Source organism: Sulfitobacter sp. AS92 (genome assembly GCF_038900015.1).
Lineage (GTDB): Bacteria > Pseudomonadota > Alphaproteobacteria > Rhodobacterales > Rhodobacteraceae > Sulfitobacter.
Map to the genome: position 1 here is coordinate 77505 of NZ_JBBMQL010000001.1, position 18334 is coordinate 95838.

An 18334-nucleotide genomic window follows, 5' to 3' on the forward strand; every position below is an offset into this window, starting at 1 on the left:
CCATGACAGATAAAACATTCCCCTCTTGGCCCGATGTGGCCACACAATTGGTCGATGTCGCCGCCGGACAGCGCGCTGCTGACACGATCATCACGGGCGGCATCTGGGTTAATGTGCACACCCGCGAATGCCTGCCCGATCATGACATCGCCATCGCTGCCGGGCGCATCGCCTTTGTTGGGCCGGATGCCAGCCATTGCCGGGGCGACAACACCCAGATCATCGAAGCGAACGGTCGCTATATGATCCCCGGTCTCTGCGACGGGCATATGCATATTGAATCGACCATGCTTACCCCCGCGGAATTCGCCCGCGCGGTGATCCCGCATGGCACGACATCGGCCTTCACCGACCCGCATGAGATCGCAAATGTGCTGGGGCTGAACGGCGTGCGGATGATGCATGACGAAGCGCTGATGCAGCCGATCAATATTTTCACGCAAATGCCCTCCTGCGCACCTTCGGCACCGGGGCTGGAAACGACGGGTTTCGAGATCAGCGCCGAGGATGTGGCCGAGGCGATGGCATGGCCCGGCATTATTGGCTTGGGCGAGATGATGAACTTTCCGGGCGTCAGCAACGCCGATCCGCAGATGCTGGCCGAGATCGCGGCAACCCAACGGGCGGGCAAGACCGTGGGCGGGCATTACGCTTCCCCCGATCTTGGCCCCGCCTTTGCCGCCTATGTCGCCGGTGGCCCGGCGGATGACCACGAAGGCACCTGCGAAGCCGACGCCGTGGCGCGGATGCGGCAGGGGATGCGTTCGATGATCCGGCTGGGTTCGGCGTGGTATGACGTAAAAACGCAAATCACCGCGATCACCGAAAAGGGTCTCGACTCGCGCAATATGATCCTCTGTACCGATGACAGCCACTCCGGCACCATCACGAACGAGGGGCATATGAACCGCGTGGTGCGCCACGCCATCGACTGTGGCTGTGATCCGTTGATTGCCTTGCAAATGGCGACGATCAACACCGCGACGCATTTCGGGTTGGAGCGTGAGATTGGTTCACTAACACCGGGCCGCCGCGCCGATGTGATCTTATCGTCAGACCTCAAGACCCTGCCCGTCGAGATGGTCATTGCCCGTGGCGCGATTGTCGCGGAAGACGGCAAATGTCTTGTCGACTGCCCGCATTTCGACTGGCCCGATATGGCCCGCAGCACCGTCAATATGGCGCGCGATCTGGCCGCCGATGATTTCGACATCGCGGCCCCCGAAGGCGCCAATGCCGTCACCGCGAATGTCATCGGCGTGGTCGAAAACCAAGCCCCCACACGCGCGTTGAAGTTCGAACTACCTGTCACCGAAGGCCGCGTGCAAGCAACCGGCGAGGTGTGCCAGATCGCGCTGGTCGAACGCCACAGCGCCACCGGCAGCGTGACCAACGCTTTCGTCTCTGGCTTCGGCTATGAAGGCCGCATGGCGATGGCCTCCACCGTGGCGCATGACAGCCATCATATGATTGTCGTCGGTACCGATGCCGAGCAGATGGCGCTGGCCGCGAACCGCCTGCGCGAAGTTGGTGGTGGCATTACCATCTTCCGCGACGGCGACGAACTGGCACAGGTCGCCTTGCCTATCGCCGGGCTGATGTCCGACCGCCCCGCGGCGCAGGTTGCTGCCGATGCTGATGCCCTCGTGCAAGCGATGGTCGACTGTGGCTGCAAGCTGAACAACGCCTATATGCAGCACTCGCTATTGGCCCTTGTGGTGATCCCTGAACTGCGGATCTCGGACCTTGGGCTGGTCGACGTGCAGAAGTTTGAAATTATTCCATTGTTAGAGCCGCAAACATGACCACGATCCTCACGCCCGATACCCCGAACCCAGAAAGCTTCCGCGATGCGACGGCTGCGGTGGACCGGCTGACCGAACTCTATCAGCAGGCGACCACCTTTCTGCATGACGCATTTGCCAAGGCGATGGAGACTTCGGCCCCAGATGCCCGCGTGCGTGCCTTTTATCCCGAACTGCGGTTTCGTACGTCGTCTTATGCCCATGTCGATACGCGGCTGTCTTTCGGCCATGTGTCTTCGCCCGGCACCTTCGCGGCGACGATCACCCGGCCTGATCTCTTTCGGAACTATCTGATCCAGCAGATCGGCCTGCTGATTGAAAACCACGACCAGCCGGTAATCGTTGGCCCGTCGACCACGCCGATTCCGGTGCATTTCGCCATGTCGGGTGATAATGCGCTGAACGTGCCCCAAGAAGGGGCCGCCGATTTCACCCTGCGCGATGTCTTTGACGTACCAGACCTTAGCACCACCAACGACGATATCGTCAACGGCACCTATGTGCCTGTGGACGATGTGCGCCCGCTCGCGCCCTTCACCGCCCAGCGGGTCGATTACTCCCTCGCGCGGCTGGCGCATTACACGGCCACCGACCCAGAGCATTTCCAAACCCATGTGCTGTTCACGAACTACCAGTTCTATGTGACCGAATTCGAACAATACGCCCGCGAGATGCTGCGCGATCCTGAAAGCGGCTATACCGCCTTCGTCTCCACCGGCAATGCTGAGATTACCGACCCCGACGCGCCGCTGCCCGAAACGCTGAAGACCCCGCAGATGCCGACCTATCACCTGAAACGGGCCGATGGGTCGGGCATCACGCTGGTGAATATCGGTGTTGGCCCGTCGAACGCGAAAACCGCGACCGATCACATCGCCGTGCTGCGCCCCCATGCGTGGCTGATGGTCGGCCACTGTGCCGGGCTGCGCAATACGCAGGCTCTGGGCGACTTTGTATTGGCGCATGGATACCTGCGCGAAGACCATGTGCTCGACGACGATCTGCCCGTCTGGGTGCCGATCCCGGCGCTGGCCGAAATTCAGATCGCGCTAGAGCAATCGGTGGCGCAGGTCACGCAGCTTGAAGGCTACGAGCTGAAACGCATCATGCGGACCGGCACCGTCGCCACCATCGACAACCGCAACTGGGAGCTGCGCGACCAGAGCGGCCCTGTGCAGCGTCTCAGCCAATCGCGCGCCGTGGCGCTGGATATGGAAAGCGCCACCATCGCCGCCAATGGCTACCGTTTCCGGGTGCCCTATGGCACGCTGCTTTGTGTGTCAGACAAACCGCTGCATGGAGAGTTGAAACTGCCCGGCATGGCCTCGGACTTCTACAAAACTCAAGTTGCGCGCCATCTGATGATCGGCATTCGCGCCATGGAACTGCTGCGGCGTATGCCGCTAGAGCGGATCCACAGCCGGAAATTGCGCTCCTTTGACGAAACTGCGTTCCTGTAGGGGTAAAAACAGCGGAAAATCGCATGTTTTCACGTTTAGGGCGCCACAATTCGTTGTGTTATCCCACAACATACCGTTACATTCCGGCCATGAGGCCCTAAAAAGCGGGCAGTCTAAGGAGAATAAAATGGCAAAACCGATGACCAAGACCCAGCTCGTCGCCGCTCTGGCAGAAGAGATGGACACAGACAAGAAATCCGCAGGCGCAGCGCTCGACGCCGTTTGCAACCTGATCACCCGTGAAGTGTCCGCCGGCGGTGCCGTGACCCTGCCGGGCGTTGGCAAAATCTATTGCCGTGAGCGCCCCGAGCGGATGGTCCGCAACCCCGCCACCGGCGAGCAGTTCAAGAAAGACGCCGACAAGGTGGTCAAGATGACCATCGCGAAGGCGCTGAAGGACAGCGTAAACGAGTAAGCCGCTGGCTGAATGTTTGCGAAAGGGTCGCCCTCGGGCGGCCCTTTTTCGTTTGGGGATGCTGAGGGCAAGCGACTGCCCGTGGGTCGGGTATTTCTGCCCCCTGCCACAACCCACCAAACCGACCTTGTCCTCCTCCCGCAAACCAGCCATTGCTTAGCAAGTTCAGAACAGGGGGCATTTTCATGGACATACGCGCAATTCTCATGGGGCTGGCTTTTGCCGTCATGTGGTCCTCGGCCTTCACCTCGGCGCGTATCATCGTGATGGACGCCTCCCCACTTCTTGCACTGTCTCTACGCTACCTGATCTCGGGTCTCATCGGCGTCGGCATCGCGCTGGCCTTGGGCCAAAGCTGGCGCCTCACACCCGCTCAGTGGCGTGCGACGATCATCTTTGGTGTGTTGCAAAACGCGGTCTACCTCGGGCTGAACTTCATCGCCATGCAGACGATCGAAGCCTCCCTCGCCGCGATCATCGCCTCAACCATGCCGCTGCTCGTAGGCTTCGCCGCTTTCGCCTTTCTGGGTGAAAAACTCCGCCCCATCGGCGTGGCCGGGCTGCTGGCGGGTGTTGTCGGCGTGGCGATTATCATGGGCGCACGGCTCGGCGGCCAGGTTGACCTTTACGGCCTCATCCTCTGCGCCATTGGCGTTGTGGCCCTGACCGCAGCAACCCTGCTTGTGCGCGGTGCCACATCAGGCGGCAACTTTTTGATGGTCGTTGGTTTGCAAATGTTGGTCGGTTGTGTGGCGCTCTCCGTCGCCACCCTTCTGTTCGAGACGCCGCGCATCGACCCCAGCCTGCGCCTAACGCTGGCCTTCGCCTATACCTGCCTCGTCCCCGGCCTTGCCGCCACCGTCGTTTGGTTCTGGCTCGTGAACCGCATCGGTGCCACCCGCGCCGCGACCTTCCACTTCCTCAACCCATTCTTCGGCGTGGCCATTGCGGCTCTGTTACTGGGCGAAACCCTCGGGCCCCGTGACATCCTTGGCGTGGCGATCATCGCGGGTGGCATCCTTGCCGTCCAAGTCTCTCGCCAGCGCAAGACGTAACGCCAGTGTGAGCCTCAAACCCTTTGAATTTCGCGGCCACACCCCATCTAATAGGCCAAGCCCATAACTGGAGGACGCCATGCCCCATTACGAGAAAACCACCGCAGCGATCGACGCCCTCAGCGCCGAAGAGTTCCACGTCACGCAGCGCAGCGGCACTGAACGCCCCGGAACCGGCAAATACCTGAGCAACAAAGAGCCAGGCATTTACGTCGACATCGTCTCGGGCGAGCCACTGTTTGCCAGCGGTGACAAATATGAGAGCGGCTGTGGCTGGCCGAGCTTCACCAAGCCCATTGAGCCTGCCTATGTGGAAGAGCTGCAAGACGCCACGCTCGGGATGGTGCGCACCGAAGTGCGCAGCAAGCACGGCGACAGCCATCTTGGCCACGTCTTCCCCGACGGCCCGCCGGACCGGGGCGGACTGCGCTATTGCATCAACTCCGCCTCCCTACGCTTCATCCACCGCGATGACATGGAAGCCGAAGGCTATGGCGAGTACCTTAACCAAGTGGAGAATGTGACATGACAACCGAACGCGCAGTACTGGCCGGTGGCTGTTTCTGGGGCATGCAGGATTTGATCCGTCGCCGTCTTGGCGTCGTCTCAACCCGTGTGGGGTATACAGGCGGCGACGTGCCCAATGCGACCTACCGCAACCACGGCACCCATGCGGAAGGGATCGAGATCACCTTTGACCCCGAGAAGACCTCTTACCGCGAGTTGCTGGAGTTCTTCTTCCAGATCCACGACCCCACCACGACCAACCGCCAAGGCAATGACGTTGGCATGAGCTATCGTTCGGCGATCTACTATGTCGATGATGAGCAAAAGGCGGTTGCCGAAGACACCATAGCTGACGTTGAGGCTTCGGGTCTGTGGCCGGGTAAAGTGGTAACCGAAGTCGAACCGATCGGTAATTTCTGGGAAGCAGAGTCAGAGCATCAGGATTATCTGGAACGTCTGCCCAACGGTTATACCTGCCACTTCCCGCGTGCGGATTGGGTGCTGCCCAAACGTGAAGCGGCTGAATAAACTTGCTGCCCCCGGCGCTTTGCCGGGGGTTAGCCAACCGCCACGCGCGGCCGTCCTGAGGCTTCGACGGTAAGCTCCGCCTCGACGAAAACCTCCCGCCCCTCCACACCTGCCGTACGGATATCACGCGTTACCTGACACTCAATCTGTGCGGCTCCGGCTGCATGGGCGCGCGCACGGGCGCTTTCGGTCAACGCCGTCTCTAACAAAGACAAAGCACTCTGCGCATCGGGGAAATCTTGAGGTCCATCGGTAAGGTGCGCGCGAAAAGTCCCCTCACGCGGGACAGTGATGCTGCCACTTTCACGCATGATCACCCGCCCCACCACCGCGCCGATGGCATTCGCGACATGCGCATGTTCCGGCAAGATCACATTTGTGCCCAGTACCTTTCCAACGGCCGGATAATAGGTGGCCGCTGAGGCACCTAAGCCGACAACAGGTAGGTTTAGACCTGCATCGATACGCACCACGCCACGGTGACCAGACAGACCACGTTGCATCAAAACATGGCGTGCTAAGGTCTCTGGCGGCAGGCCGAATGCAGGGTCTTCTTCGGCAAATGCAGTCTCTAAGAAGGCCAAACTGGTCTGATAGGTCAAACGGTCGATAATGATTGCGGCAAGTGCGTCGGAATCGGGACAAAATCTCATTCCCGACCCACCGCGTTTGCGCCCAAACAATGCCAGCGCCTTGCGCGCTGCACTGCCGTCCCATGCTGTCAAATGCCCCGCCACATGGCTGGCATCGGACGGCGTGACGCCCGCCATTTGCACCAGCCCCCGCGCCACCAACCGTGCCAAAGCGCCTTGCTCAACCCGGTTTTGCAGGACATCCCCCAACGGCCAAGTCGCATCACCTATCCGGTCCAGCAGCGCCAGTTCGCGCGCGCTTAGCCCTTCGGTTTCCTGCCCCGGCACGGCCCGGACAAAACGACCATCATGTTCTCCGGGAATGTTTCGCCTGAGTTGCGCGTCTAATGCGCGCAGCACAACTTCGGGCGCCTCTTTGGCGAGCAGGGAGACAGGCAACAGCCGCTTCGGCCCGAGGGTGACGCCCGCGGTTAGCCCTTCTGAGACAAAGTGCAGCTCGCTGTCGCCACCCAAACCGTGGGTGCGCATCGCCACGGCCTCAACCATCGTGCGATAGGGTCCGACTTGGGCACCTGCCGGGTCAATGGCCGGGCGCCCGTCGCGTAGCAGTGCGATATCCGTCGTGGTCCCGCCAATATCCGACACAAGCGCCGTTTCCGCCCCCGTGAGCCAACGTGCGCCCACCAGTGACGCCGCAGGGCCGCTAAGGATCGTCTCAATCGGACGCTGCCGCGCCTGCGCGCTCGACATGAGCGCGCCATCACCGCGTACGACCATCATGGGGGCATCAATGCACAAGGTGCGCAACTGTGCCTCTGCCCGTCCAATGAGACGGTCGATCATGCCAATCAGCCGTGCATTTAACAGCGCCGTAAGTGCGCGTTTCGGGCCGTTAAGTTTGGCAGATAGGCTATGAGAGGCCGATACGGGACGCCCCGTAATCTGCGTCACCAACTCAGCCACCCGCAACTCATGCGCAGGGTTGCGGGTGGCAAATTGGCTGGCCACGGCAAAGCCGCTTACGTCTTTCTTATGTATCTCTAAAAAGGCCGTTAGGGCTGTTTCATCCAGCGCCGCGACCTCCGCCCCCGCGTGATCATGGCCTCCGGTCAGCAGCAGACAGGGATCGCCGCGCAGCGCTTCGGACAGCCCGTGCGCCTCAAGATCGCGCGCGCGAAAGCCGACATAGATCAAGGCCACACGCCCGCCCTGCCCTTCGACCAGCGCATTGGTCGCCAAGGTGGTCGAGAGCGACGCCATAGCAATATCTTGAGGTGCTACACCCGACTGCGTCAGTACCGCACTCACAGCATTGCCAACGCCTATCGCCAAATCATGACGCGTTGTCAGCGCCTTGGCCGAGGCCATCACTTCGGTCTCATCCCGGATAAGCACCGCATCCGTATAGGTGCCGCCCGTGTCAACGCCCAATAAAATCGCCACCGGCGCGCCTCCTATGCCAACCGCTCTGCCGCCCAACGCGCCGCATCGGCAACGGTCGGATCAGCATCCTCGGTCAAAGACTGCGCCACGTCGCGCAGCGGTGCCAGCCCGGAATTGCCAATAGCATAGAGCACGTTACGCACAAAGCGGTCCCGCCCGATCCGCTTGATCGGAGACCCGGAATAACGCGCGCGAAAGGCGGTATCGTCCAGCGCTGCAAGCTCGGCCAAGTTGGCGGGCTGCACGGCAGGCCCGTGATAGCGCATATCGCTCGCTGTCACGGCAAATTTGTTCCACGGGCAGGCGGCGAGACAATCGTCACACCCATAGATCCGATTACCCATCTTTTCGCGCAGTTCCAAATCGATTGGGCCCTTATGCTCAATCGTAAGATAGGAAATGCAGCGTCGTGCATCGAGTTGATAGGGACCGGGAAAGGCATCTGTTGGGCAGACATCAAGGCAGGCGCGACACGACCCGCAGTGGTCCACCTCTGGCGGGTCGGGGGCTAGGTCAAGTGTGGTGAAAACAGAGCCTAAAAAGGCCCAATTGCCAAATTTCCGGCTGAGCAGATTGGTGTGTTTGCCCTGCCATCCCAGCCCCGCCGCCTGCGCCAGCGCCTTTTCCGGCACCGGCGCAGTATCGACAAAGACCTTCACCTCAGGCGCCGCCGCGCGGGCCTCTTCCATCAGCCAACGGGCCAATCGCTTGAGCCGTTTCTTAACGATATCGTGGTAGTCGCGCCCCTGCGCGTAGACCGAAATCGCGCCTTTTTCGGGATGCTCCAACACCGCGCGGGGGTCATGTTCGGGGGTATAGCTTTCGGCCAGCATGATCACCGACCGCGCCTCGGGCCAAAGCGCTGCTGGATTGCCGCGCCAATGCATCCGGTCCTCCATCCAGCCCATCTGCCCGTGATATCCGGCTTCGACAAAACGGGCGAGGCGTTCGGGCACTTCGGGCACATCGGCGGGACGGCAGACACGGCAGGCGACAAAGCCCTCCTCCAACGCCCGTGCGACCACGCGCGCCTTTAGGTCGTCGCCGTCCACGGTCACCCTTTTGGCGCCTCGGACGCCATCAGAAATCCAGATTGTTGTATTGTCTGGGCGGCGGGAAACCCGGCACTTGATCGGCAAGGATCGACCGGAAAGCCGGGCGCGATTTGATCTTGGCGTACCAGTCCTTAACCACGTCCGACCGGTTCCAGTCGACATCCGAGATATAGTCGAGCGAGGACAGATGCGCGGCAGCCGCAAAATCGGCCAGTGTCATAACGTCGCCCGCCAACCAGCGGCGGTGATCCAAAAGCCATGTCATGTAATCAAGGTGATATTTGATCGCCTTGGCCCCGGCCTTGACGTTTTTGCTGTCTGGGTAGCCCTGTTTGGTAACCTTCTTGTTCACCCGCTCATAAAGCAGTTTCGAGGTCACCTCGTGGTGGAACTTGTCGTCAAACCAACTCACCAGCCTGCGCACTTCAAGCCGCTGCACCGGATCGCTGGGCAGCAACGACGCCTCTGGGCGGGTCTCTTCGATATATTCGCAGATCGCGGCGCTTTCGGACATTATTATGCCGTCAAGCCGCAGCACAGGGACCTTGCCCGCAGGGTTTCGGCGCAGGAAATCCGGGTCTTGCTCCCAGTAACGCTCTTCGACGAGTTCCACCTCAATCTTCTTCTCCCCAAGGCTAAGCCGCACCTTGCGACAGAAGGGGGACAAGGGAACGTGAAACAAGCGAGCCGTCATATAAAGTCCGTGTGTTTAAAGGGATTGCACTCTTCCATGCCTGCTGGCGCACGGATTTTCAACTCTCGAAACAAGCGGCACGACCGTCCGCGCGGATGGTCGCCGCCCCGTCCATGATCTGCGCGGTGCGCTTGCGGGTAAAGTCACCGGGGCGCGAGGCGGAACGCTCTTTCGGGTCGGGCAAGATCGCCGCGAGCCGGGCGGCCTGCGTGGCACTGAGATCTGCTGCCGCGACGCCAAAGTAATGCGGGGCCGCAGCACCAACGCCAAAGACACCCTCATCGAACTCTGCCACATTGAGATAGACCTCAATGATCCGGCGCTTGGGCCAAAGCGTTTCAACCAGCGGAGTCATCCCGGCCTCGAGCGCTTTGCGCAGCCACGACCGGCCATGCCAGAGGTACACATTCTTGACGGTCTGCTGGCTGATTGTGGATGCCCCACGGGCCGAGCCGTTTTCAATCGCGGTGCGGATCGCCTGCATGTCAAAGCCCCAGTGATTGCAAAAATTCGCATCTTCTGCTGCCACGGCAGCACGGGCCATGACAGGGGCGATCTGTTCCAGCGGCACCCAGTCGCGCTGTACCCCGCCCAAACGACGCGATTCCGAGAGCATGTAGAGACCGGTGGGCGGGTTGACGAAGCGGAACAGCAGCACCAGTAGCACGACGAAGATGCAGGCAAATGCCATCGCGCGCAGCATCCAACGGCCCGCACGCTTTTTCAGCGGGGGGGCAGCCTTGCTCGATTTCTTGCCCTTGGGGGCGGTCTTTTTACGTGTCGCCATGACTTAGCTATAGGCTGCCCGCGCGGATTTGTGAACGGTTCTCGCGCGCTGTGATCTCGGCAGCAAGGTACGCCCCGATCTGCGCCGAGCCTCGGGCGGAGGGATGTACGTTGTCCCCAGAAAACAGCCCACGGTCCCCCCGGTCAATCACGTCTTCGGAATCGACAAAATGGATGCCGGGGCGGTTTGCGGCGAAAGTGGCGATCCGGGATTCGATCTCTACCAGATCATCTCGGCAGCCGGCAAATGAGCCAGAGCCGGAGCCTGCGTAATACCCCATCCACATGACTTGCGCGCCGGTCTGGGCGCGAAGTTTCTGCAAGAACGCAGGGATGCTGCCGCTTTGGCTATCCGGTCCGATCAGTGCATTCACGGATGCCCCGCAGGCACCGCAGCCGCAATCGGCGCTCAGGTCGTTGGCACCGCCATTCACCACCACCCAGTTCCAGCGTCCGCCGGGGAACTGCTGCTGGATGTCAAAGCCGACGGCAGAGGCGATGGTCGAGCCATTGTCGAACTGCGCGCCGGGCACGGCACGGCTGGTGACGCTGCGGCCCGTTTGGTTGGCAATGACATCGGGGATCGCGGCATTGCCGTTCCACGCCATGATGGAATCGCCAAGCACGAGGATATCTCCGCCGCCCCGTGGTGCGGTATCGGTGCAGGCGGTGAGGCCAGTAAACAATGCCAAGATGATGATGAGTTTGCGCATACCGCCTCCTGTAAGACGGTAGAGATAGTGCAGCCGGCGATCTCTACCATCCCAGCCCGAAACCAAGCCGCAGGCGCCGGGCCATCGCCTGCCCGCCTGTTACGCCAGGGGCGTGCCTATTTAGTTTGGGCGCACCTTTGGTGCGACCGGGGGGGCGATTTGGTGAGCCTTGGCGCAACTCTGCAAAGTCACGCCAAGGTCGATCTATAAAGTGGCATAAACCACCGTTCGCATCGCCACCCCGCGGGCAGCCGACGACCCTCTTCGCTTATTCCGCCGGAACTGCCGTCTCTTCCACCGTCAGCGGCGCAGGCAGATGCACCAGCATTTCCTTCGGGCAGACCTGCAAGAAGTTGTGCTTCTCACTCTCCCAATGCTGGAGGATATCTGCGCCCTTGCGGCTGTTCGTCTCTGCCACATGGCGCTCGATCAATCCGTGCAACTGATCCAGCCAGTGATCTACCGTAACCGCGCAGGTCACGATGGTCTCGGCATTCATCAGCTTCGGCGCCAACCCGTCTGGATCATAGAGATAGGCCATCCCCCCGGTCATCCCGGCGGCAAAATTCGCCCCGATCTCCCCAAGGATCACCGCCACCCCGCCGGTCATATATTCACAACCGTTGCTGCCACAGCCCTCGATCACCACATGCGCGCCCGAGTTGCGCACCGCAAAACGCTCGCCCGCGCGGCCAGCGGCAAAGAGATAGCCCGCCGTCGCGCCATAAAGCACCGTGTTGCCGATGATGGTGTTTTCCGACGCCACGATTGGGCTGGCCATCGAAGGCCGCACCACAATCGTACCGCCCGACAGACCCTTGCCAACATAGTCATTGGCATCGCCTGAGACTTCGAGCTTCAACCCCGGTGCTGCAAAGGCACCGAGCGATTGCCCGGCACTCCCGGTCAGCTTCACCGTCAGATGATCCGGCTGCAGCGAGTTGCGCATCCCGAACCGCTTGACGATATGGCTGCTGACCCGCGTGCCCACGGTGCGGTGCGTGTTCTGCACCGCGTAGGATAGCTGCATCTTCTCACCATCCTCCAAGAACCGCGCGGCATCGCGCACGATTTGCGCATCCAACGTATCCAGCACCACCTGACGCGGCTTGTCGCGGTCATAGACGTTCTCATGCGCGCCATCGACGGTAATGAGCAACGGGTTCAGGTCCAGATCGTCCAAGTGTGACGACCCGCGGCTCACCTGTGTCAGCAAGTCAGCACGCCCGATAACCTCATCAAGGCTGCGCGCCCCGATGCTGGCCAGAATTTCCCGCACTTCGGTGGCGTAGAAGGTGATCAGGTTCACCACCTTATCCGCATTGCCGGTGAACTTGCCGCGCAGCGCTTCATCTTGCGTACAGACACCGACGGGGCAGGTGTTCGACTGGCACTGGCGCACCATGATGCAGCCCATCGCGATCAGTGCCGCGGTGCCGATGCCGTATTCCTCAGCCCCCATCATCGCCGCCATCACGATGTCACGCCCGGTGCGCAAACCACCATCTGTCCTCAATGTCACCCGGTCGCGTAGGTTGTTCATCGATAGAACCTGATGCGCCTCGGTCAGGCCCATCTCCCACGGCAGACCTGCATATTTGATTGAGGTCGCAGGCGATGCCCCGGTACCGCCGTTATGGCCCGAGATCAGGATGATATCTGCCTTGGCCTTTGCGACACCAGCGGCAATCGTGCCAACGCCCGAAGACGCCACCAGCTTGACCGTCACCTTACAGCGCGGGTTGATCTGTTTGAGGTCATAGATCAGCTGCGCGAGGTCTTCGATCGAGTAGATGTCGTGGTGCGGCGGGGGCGAAATCAGCGTCACACCCTTGGTCGAATGCCGCAGCCGCGCGATCAGATCTGTGACCTTCATCCCCGGAAGCTGGCCGCCCTCGCCGGGCTTGGCGCCCTGCGCGACTTTAATCTCCAACTCTTCACACTGGTTCAGATACTCTGCCGTCACGCCAAAGCGTCCCGACGCCACCTGTTTGATCTTGGCGCTTGGGTTGTCGCCATTGGCCTCCGGCACGAAATGCGCCGGATCTTCGCCGCCTTCGCCGCTGTCAGACTTCGCACCGATACGGTTCATCGCCACGTTTAGCGTCTTATGCGCCTCCGGCGAAAGCGCCCCCAGCGACATGCCCGGCGTCACGAAACGCTTGCGGATCGAGGTGATGCTTTCCACCTCTTCCAACGGCACCGGATTGCCTCGTGGCTTGATGTCGAGCAAGTCGCGCAGATGGATCGGCGGGTTGCTCTGCATCTTTTTCGAGTACTGCTGCCACATCTGGTAAGACGCTTTGTTGCAGGCCATCTGCAGCATATGCATGCTGGTGGCTTCCCACGCATGTTTCTCGCCAGTTTTGCGCTGCTTGTAGAAGCCGCCGATGGGCATAATGACATCATCACCCCGCCAACCGCGCGCGTGCACTTCCTCAGCTTTGCGCTGAATGCCCACCACGCCAATGCCACTGATGCGGCTGGTCATGCCGGGGAAATATTCCGCACACATGGCGCGCGACAGACCCACGGCCTCAAAGTTCAGACCACCGCGGTAGGACGAGATCACCGAGATCCCCATCTTCGCCATGATCTTAAGCAGACCTTGGTCAATCGCCTCACGGTATTTGCCGATCGCCTGCGTCAGCGTCATATCCAGCAGCCCGCGCCCGATCCGATCCGCCAAGGAATCCTCGGCAAGATAGGCGTTCACCACGGTCGCGCCACAGCCCACCAGAACGGCAAAGTAGTGCGGGTCGACGCATTCCGCCGCCCGGACGTTGAGCGAGGTGAATGTCCGCAGACCCTTGCGCACCAGATGGCTGTGCACCGCGCTGGTCGCCAAGATCATCGGCATCGCGACCCGGTCGGCCCCGCTGTGCTGATCGGTCAGCACCAAATGGCCCGCGCCGGAACGCACGGCGTCTTCCGCCTCGGCCCGAATGCGCGCCAGCCCGGCGCTGAGGTTGCTGCTGCCCGCTTCAAAGGTACAGTCGATGGTGACGGTATGCACCTTGAACTGTGACATCAGTTCTTCGAATTGTGCATTACCGACAAAAGGACTGTCGAGCACGAGGATCTCGGTCTGGGAACTGTCTTCGTCCAGCACGTTCTTAAGATTGCCGAAACGGGTCTTGAGGCTCATCACCCGGAATTCGCGCAAGGAGTCAATCGGCGGGTTGGTGACTTGGCTAAAGTTTTGACGGAAGAAGTGGCTCAGCGGACGGTATTGACCGCTCAGAACCGCCGACGGCGTGTCGTCGCCCATCGAGGCCAGCGTCTCTTTCCCGTCCTCGGCCATGGGGGCGAGGATCTGCTCAAGCTCTTCGATCGTATAGCCTGCGGCCACCTGACGACGGCGCAGTTCGGCCCCCTCAAACAGCGGTTTCTCGGTGACGCCAGCAAGGACATCGTCCATCTCTGTGATCTTGCCGACCCATTCGCCGAAAGGCTGATTGGCGGCCAGTTTGTCTTTGATCTCAGTGTCGTGGAAAAGTTTACCCTCATCCATATCGACCGCGATGATCTGGCCGGGGCCAAGCGCGCCTTTGCGCACCACGCGGGCCTCATCCAGCGGGACCATTCCGGCTTCTGAGCCAGCGATCAGCATGCCATCGGATGTCACCACATAGCGCATCGGACGCAGGCCGTTGCGGTCAAGCCCGGCGCAGACCCAGCGACCATCGGTCATCGCCAGTGCGGCAGGGCCGTCCCACGGCTCCATGACAGAGTTGCAGTAGGAGTACATATCACGCCACGCCTGCGGCAATTCCACGGCCTGTTTCGACCACGACTCCGGCACCAGCATCGTCTTGGCCATCGGCGCGGAGCGGCCCGCGCGGACCAGCACTTCAAACACTGAATCCAACGCTGCAGAGTCGCTGGAGCCAGCGGCGACGATCGGTTTGATGTCTTCGGCCATGTCCCCGAACGTGGCGGAAGCCATACGGATCTCGTGGCTCTTCATCCAGTTCATGTTGCCCTTGAGCGTGTTAATCTCGCCGTTATGGGCCAACATGCGGAAGGGCTGTGCCAACCACCACTGCGGGAAGGTATTGGTGGAATAGCGCTGGTGGTAGATCGCGAAGGCACTGATGAACTGGTCATCCTTCAGGTCGGGATAAAACTCGGCCACCTGCTCGGCCAGCATCATACCCTTGTAGATGATGCTGCGGCAGGACATCGAGGCGATGTACATCTGCGGCACCTGCGCGGCGATGGCGGCTTTCTCAATCCGGCGACGGATAACGTAGAGCTCGCGCTCGAATGTCTCTTCGTCGACGCCCTTGGCGTTGGAGATCAGGATCTGCTCAATCTCGGGCCGGGTTGCGTTGGCCTTGTCGCCCAGCACCGAGATATCAACCGGCACATGGCGCCAGCCGTAGATGTAATAACCCATGCGGAGCACTTCGGTTTCCACGATCGTCCGGCAGGTTTCTTGCGCAGCAAAGTTGGTGCGCGGCAGGAAGACTTGGCCGACGGCGATCAGCTCGTTCTCGCGCGGGGTGTGGCCGGTGCGGCGGACTTGCTCATAAAAGAAGGGCACCGGAATTTGCAAATGGATGCCCGCGCCATCGCCGGTCATTCCATCGGCATCGACAGCACCGCGGTGCCAAATCGCCTTCAGCGCGTTGATCCCGTTAAGCACGACCTCGCGGGTCTTCTCACCGTTAATGTTGACCACAAGGCCCACGCCACAAGAGGAATGCTCCTCTTCGAAGCTATACATGCCCTTTTCGGCCATCATCGCGCGTTTGGCTTCTTCGCGGGCCACCCAGGCGTCATCATATTTGGTCATGGCTTGGTTCCTTCCACAAACGCCGCAAATCCTGCTTCGACTTCGGCCTTGGTTTTGATCTCGTGGTCCCCGGCAAAGGCATAGCCTGCAGGCTTCACATCTATGTAAATCTCGGTCTTGAGCGGCAGGCCGCCCGCATTCTCCACCAATCCGGCAGAGAGTGAGTAATAATCATGCCCCGGCAGCGTGAGGTGATACCAAAGGGTGCTGCCGCAACTGTCGCACCACGCTCGCTCGGCCCAGTCAGAGGAGGCGTAGGATTTCACCGGGCCGTCATAGGTCACGCTGCCCGGCTTGGCGTCGATCTCAAGGAAAGCGCTGCCGGTCCAACGCCGGCACATCTCGCAGTGGCACGCGCCAAGCCCGTCTTTCAACGGTTCAAAGCTGACTGTGACCGCTCCGCAAAGGCAATGACCGCTCAAAAGGCTCATCGCTTGTCCTCCACATGCAGGGCGCGGGCCTCGTAATCGGCTTTGCTCACCCGCTCCAGATCCCCGGCCAAGGCGAAGTTGCATGGGGCGCGGTCGGCATAGACCACGCGCGCCAGCTTTGCGCCGCCGAACCCGTCGAAGAGACCCGGAGCCAGTTCCAGCAGACCTGCGTTCTCGCCTTCGGTATCGGCAAACCAAACCGCCGTGCCGCAAGTCTCGCACCACGCCCGCTCAGCAAAGGAAGAGGAGGCATAGGTGCGGATCGGACCGTCATAGGAAACCCCCGCGCGGGGCACTTCGATCCCCAATTGGACAGAGCCGCTCCACCGGGTGCAGAGGTCACAGTGACAGGCCGAAATCGCAGCCAACGGCCCGGTCACATCCACCGTGACCGCGCCGCACAGACAGTGGCCATGGTGATGTTCACCCCCCATGGCGTTATCCGTTTTGATGGCAGCCCCTGCACTCATCTCATTCCGCAGCGATGCGCTGCGCCCCGTTGAAATCATTCAGGATCGCTTCGGCGCAGTCGCGCCCGTCTTTAATTGCCCAGACCACAAGGCTTGCACCGCGCACGATGTCACCGACCGCGTAAACGCCATCAAGTACCGTGGCCCCGGTGACGTAATCGGCTTTGATCGTGCCCCAGCGGTTCACCGGCAACTCCGGCTCATTCCAAAGGGTCGGCAGGTCTTCGGGCTCAAAGCCCAGAGCCATGATCACCAGATCGGCGTCTTCGACGTAATCCGCACCTTCGATCACTTCGGGGGCCTGGCGGCCTGTTACATCCGGCGCGCCAAGGCGCATCTTTTGCACCATCACGCCGGTCACGGGATCGCCGACAAACCCCTTGGGCGCGCTGAGCCATTCAAAGATCACGCCTTCTTCTTCAGCGTTTTGCACTTCGCGCTGGCTGCCCGGCATATTGGCCCGATCACGGCGGTAGAGACATTTGACGCTCTCCGCGCCCTGACGGATCGAAGTGCGCACGCAGTCCATCGCCGTGTCACCGCCGCCGATCACAACGACCTTTTTGCCAGCGGCATTCAGGCGGCCATTCTCGAATTCCTCAACCGTGTCGCCAAAGCTTTTACGGTTGGAGGCGGTCAGGAAATCAATCGCCCGCTCAACCCCAAAGCCACCCACACCGGGGGCTTCAATCTCACGCGTTTTATAGACACCAGTGGCAATGATCACCGCGTCATGCTTGCCGCGAATGGCGCCAAAGCTGATGTCACGGCCCACGTCGCAGTTCAATTCAAAGGTCACGCCGCCTTCGACCAGCTGCGCATTGCGGCGCTCGACCACGTCCTTCTCCAGCTTGAAGCCGGGGATGCCGTAAGTCAGCAAGCCGCCTGCACGGTCATAGCGGTCGTAGATGGTGACCTGCACGCCCGCCCGGCGCAGCATGTCCGCCGCCGCCAGCCCACCGGGGCCAGCACCGATGATGCCAACGCTCTCGTGGCGCTCTTCGCGGGGGGCGGGTGGCTTGACCCAGCCCTGCTCCCATGCGGTATCGGTGATGTATTTCTCGATCGAACCGATGGTAACGGTGCCGTGGCCCGACTGTTCGATCACGCAGTTGCCTTCGCACAGACGGTCCTGCGGGCAGATGCGGCCACAGATTTCGGGGAAGGTATTGGTCGCCTGGCTGATCTCATAAGCTTCCTGCAAACGGCCTTCGGCGGTTAGGCGCAGCCAGTCAGGGATGTTGTTATGCAGCGGGCAATGGGTCTGGCAGTAGGGCACGCCACATTGGCTGCAACGGCTCGATTGCTCGGCGGCCTTGCGGTCAGCATATTCTGCGTAAATCTCATCGAAATCCGTTCGGCGCAAATCAGGTGGGCGCTTTTCGGGCATATCCCGCGCAACGTCTGTAAATTTCAGCATGACCTGCTTCGCCATATACCCGTTCCTTCGACAAATTCCGTCAGAAGGCTCAAATACAAGACCGGGGAACTAAATAAAAGACAGCAGTGCTGACCTATTTACCTGTTTCCGGGCGTTCGCAGCGCCCGGACATCATTTTTATGCGTCAATTAAGTTCC

General features: G+C 60.8%; 15 protein-coding genes. 6 read left to right on the top strand and 9 right to left on the bottom strand.

The annotated features are described in order from the left end of the window. The first annotated feature begins 2 nt into the window (after positions 1 to 2). The 6 genes from ade (at position 3) to msrA (ending at position 5770) form a co-directional block, all read left to right on the top strand. Positions 3 to 1805 (top strand): adenine deaminase, encoded by a 1803-nt coding sequence (gene ade, locus WNY61_RS00375; RefSeq protein ID WP_342849473.1) that lies wholly within the window; start codon positions 3 to 5, stop codon positions 1803 to 1805. Then, positions 1802 to 3265 carry an AMP nucleosidase gene (locus WNY61_RS00380; protein WP_342849475.1) on the top strand — a complete coding sequence of 488 codons (1464 nt, stop codon included), beginning with the start codon at positions 1802 to 1804 and terminating at the stop codon, positions 3263 to 3265. The genes ade and WNY61_RS00380 overlap by 4 nt, the downstream gene beginning before the upstream one ends. 127 nt (positions 3266 to 3392) lie before the next feature. Further along, on the top strand, positions 3393 to 3680 hold the full coding sequence (locus WNY61_RS00385; RefSeq protein ID WP_007118569.1) for an HU family DNA-binding protein: 288 nt from the start codon (positions 3393 to 3395) through the stop codon (positions 3678 to 3680). A 185-nt stretch (positions 3681 to 3865) separates the two neighbouring features. Beyond that, positions 3866 to 4735, top strand: a complete 870-nt coding sequence (locus WNY61_RS00390) for a DMT family transporter (protein WP_342849476.1) — start codon at positions 3866 to 3868, stop codon at positions 4733 to 4735. Between the two features lie 79 nt (positions 4736 to 4814). Continuing rightward, positions 4815 to 5264 carry a peptide-methionine (R)-S-oxide reductase MsrB gene (gene msrB / locus WNY61_RS00395; RefSeq protein WP_007118567.1) on the top strand — a complete coding sequence of 150 codons (450 nt, stop codon included), beginning with the start codon at positions 4815 to 4817 and terminating at the stop codon, positions 5262 to 5264. After that, entirely contained in the window at positions 5261 to 5770 is a 510-nt protein-coding gene (msrA, locus tag WNY61_RS00400) for a peptide-methionine (S)-S-oxide reductase MsrA (RefSeq protein ID WP_342849478.1), read from the top strand. Before msrB ends, msrA begins: the two co-directional genes overlap by 4 nt. A 29-nt stretch (positions 5771 to 5799) precedes the next feature. Here msrA and WNY61_RS00405 read toward each other — a convergent pair whose 3' ends face one another. The 9 genes from WNY61_RS00405 to WNY61_RS00445 form a co-directional block, all read right to left on the bottom strand. Further along, complete coding sequence (locus WNY61_RS00405) at positions 5800 to 7806, bottom strand: hydantoinase/oxoprolinase family protein (RefSeq protein WP_342849479.1); 2007 nt, start codon at positions 7804 to 7806, stop codon at positions 5800 to 5802. Positions 7807 to 7817: 11 nt separating this feature from the next. Next, a complete protein-coding gene (gene queG / locus WNY61_RS00410) occupies positions 7818 to 8864 on the bottom strand; it encodes a tRNA epoxyqueuosine(34) reductase QueG (protein ID WP_342849480.1) in 1047 nt (348 codons plus the stop codon). A gap of 22 nt (positions 8865 to 8886) precedes the next feature. Further along, the gene (locus tag WNY61_RS00415) at positions 8887 to 9555 is read right to left on the bottom strand and encodes a glutathione S-transferase family protein (protein ID WP_040700419.1); all 669 of its coding nucleotides are present in this window, start codon (positions 9553 to 9555) and stop codon (positions 8887 to 8889) included. Between the two features lie 58 nt (positions 9556 to 9613). After that, a complete protein-coding gene (gene mtgA / locus WNY61_RS00420; RefSeq protein ID WP_342849978.1) occupies positions 9614 to 10258 on the bottom strand; it encodes a monofunctional biosynthetic peptidoglycan transglycosylase in 645 nt (214 codons plus the stop codon). A 91-nt stretch (positions 10259 to 10349) separates the two neighbouring features. Then, entirely contained in the window at positions 10350 to 11054 is a 705-nt protein-coding gene (locus tag WNY61_RS00425; protein ID WP_342849482.1) for an SGNH/GDSL hydrolase family protein, read from the bottom strand. A 268-nt stretch (positions 11055 to 11322) separates the two neighbouring features. Beyond that, positions 11323 to 15855 (bottom strand): glutamate synthase large subunit, encoded by a 4533-nt coding sequence (gene gltB / locus WNY61_RS00430; protein ID WP_342849483.1) that lies wholly within the window; start codon positions 15853 to 15855, stop codon positions 11323 to 11325. After that, complete coding sequence (locus WNY61_RS00435; protein WP_342849484.1) at positions 15852 to 16286, bottom strand: GFA family protein; 435 nt, start codon at positions 16284 to 16286, stop codon at positions 15852 to 15854. Before WNY61_RS00435 ends, gltB begins: the two co-directional genes overlap by 4 nt. Beyond that, positions 16283 to 16720: a GFA family protein gene (locus WNY61_RS00440; protein ID WP_342849485.1), complete on the bottom strand. Its 438-nt coding sequence runs from the start codon at positions 16718 to 16720 to the stop codon at positions 16283 to 16285. The genes WNY61_RS00435 and WNY61_RS00440 overlap by 4 nt, the downstream gene beginning before the upstream one ends. A 37-nt stretch (positions 16721 to 16757) precedes the next feature. Continuing rightward, positions 16758 to 18191 (bottom strand): NAD(P)-dependent oxidoreductase, encoded by a 1434-nt coding sequence (locus WNY61_RS00445; protein ID WP_342849486.1) that lies wholly within the window; start codon positions 18189 to 18191, stop codon positions 16758 to 16760. Between the last annotated feature and the right edge of the window lie 143 nt (positions 18192 to 18334).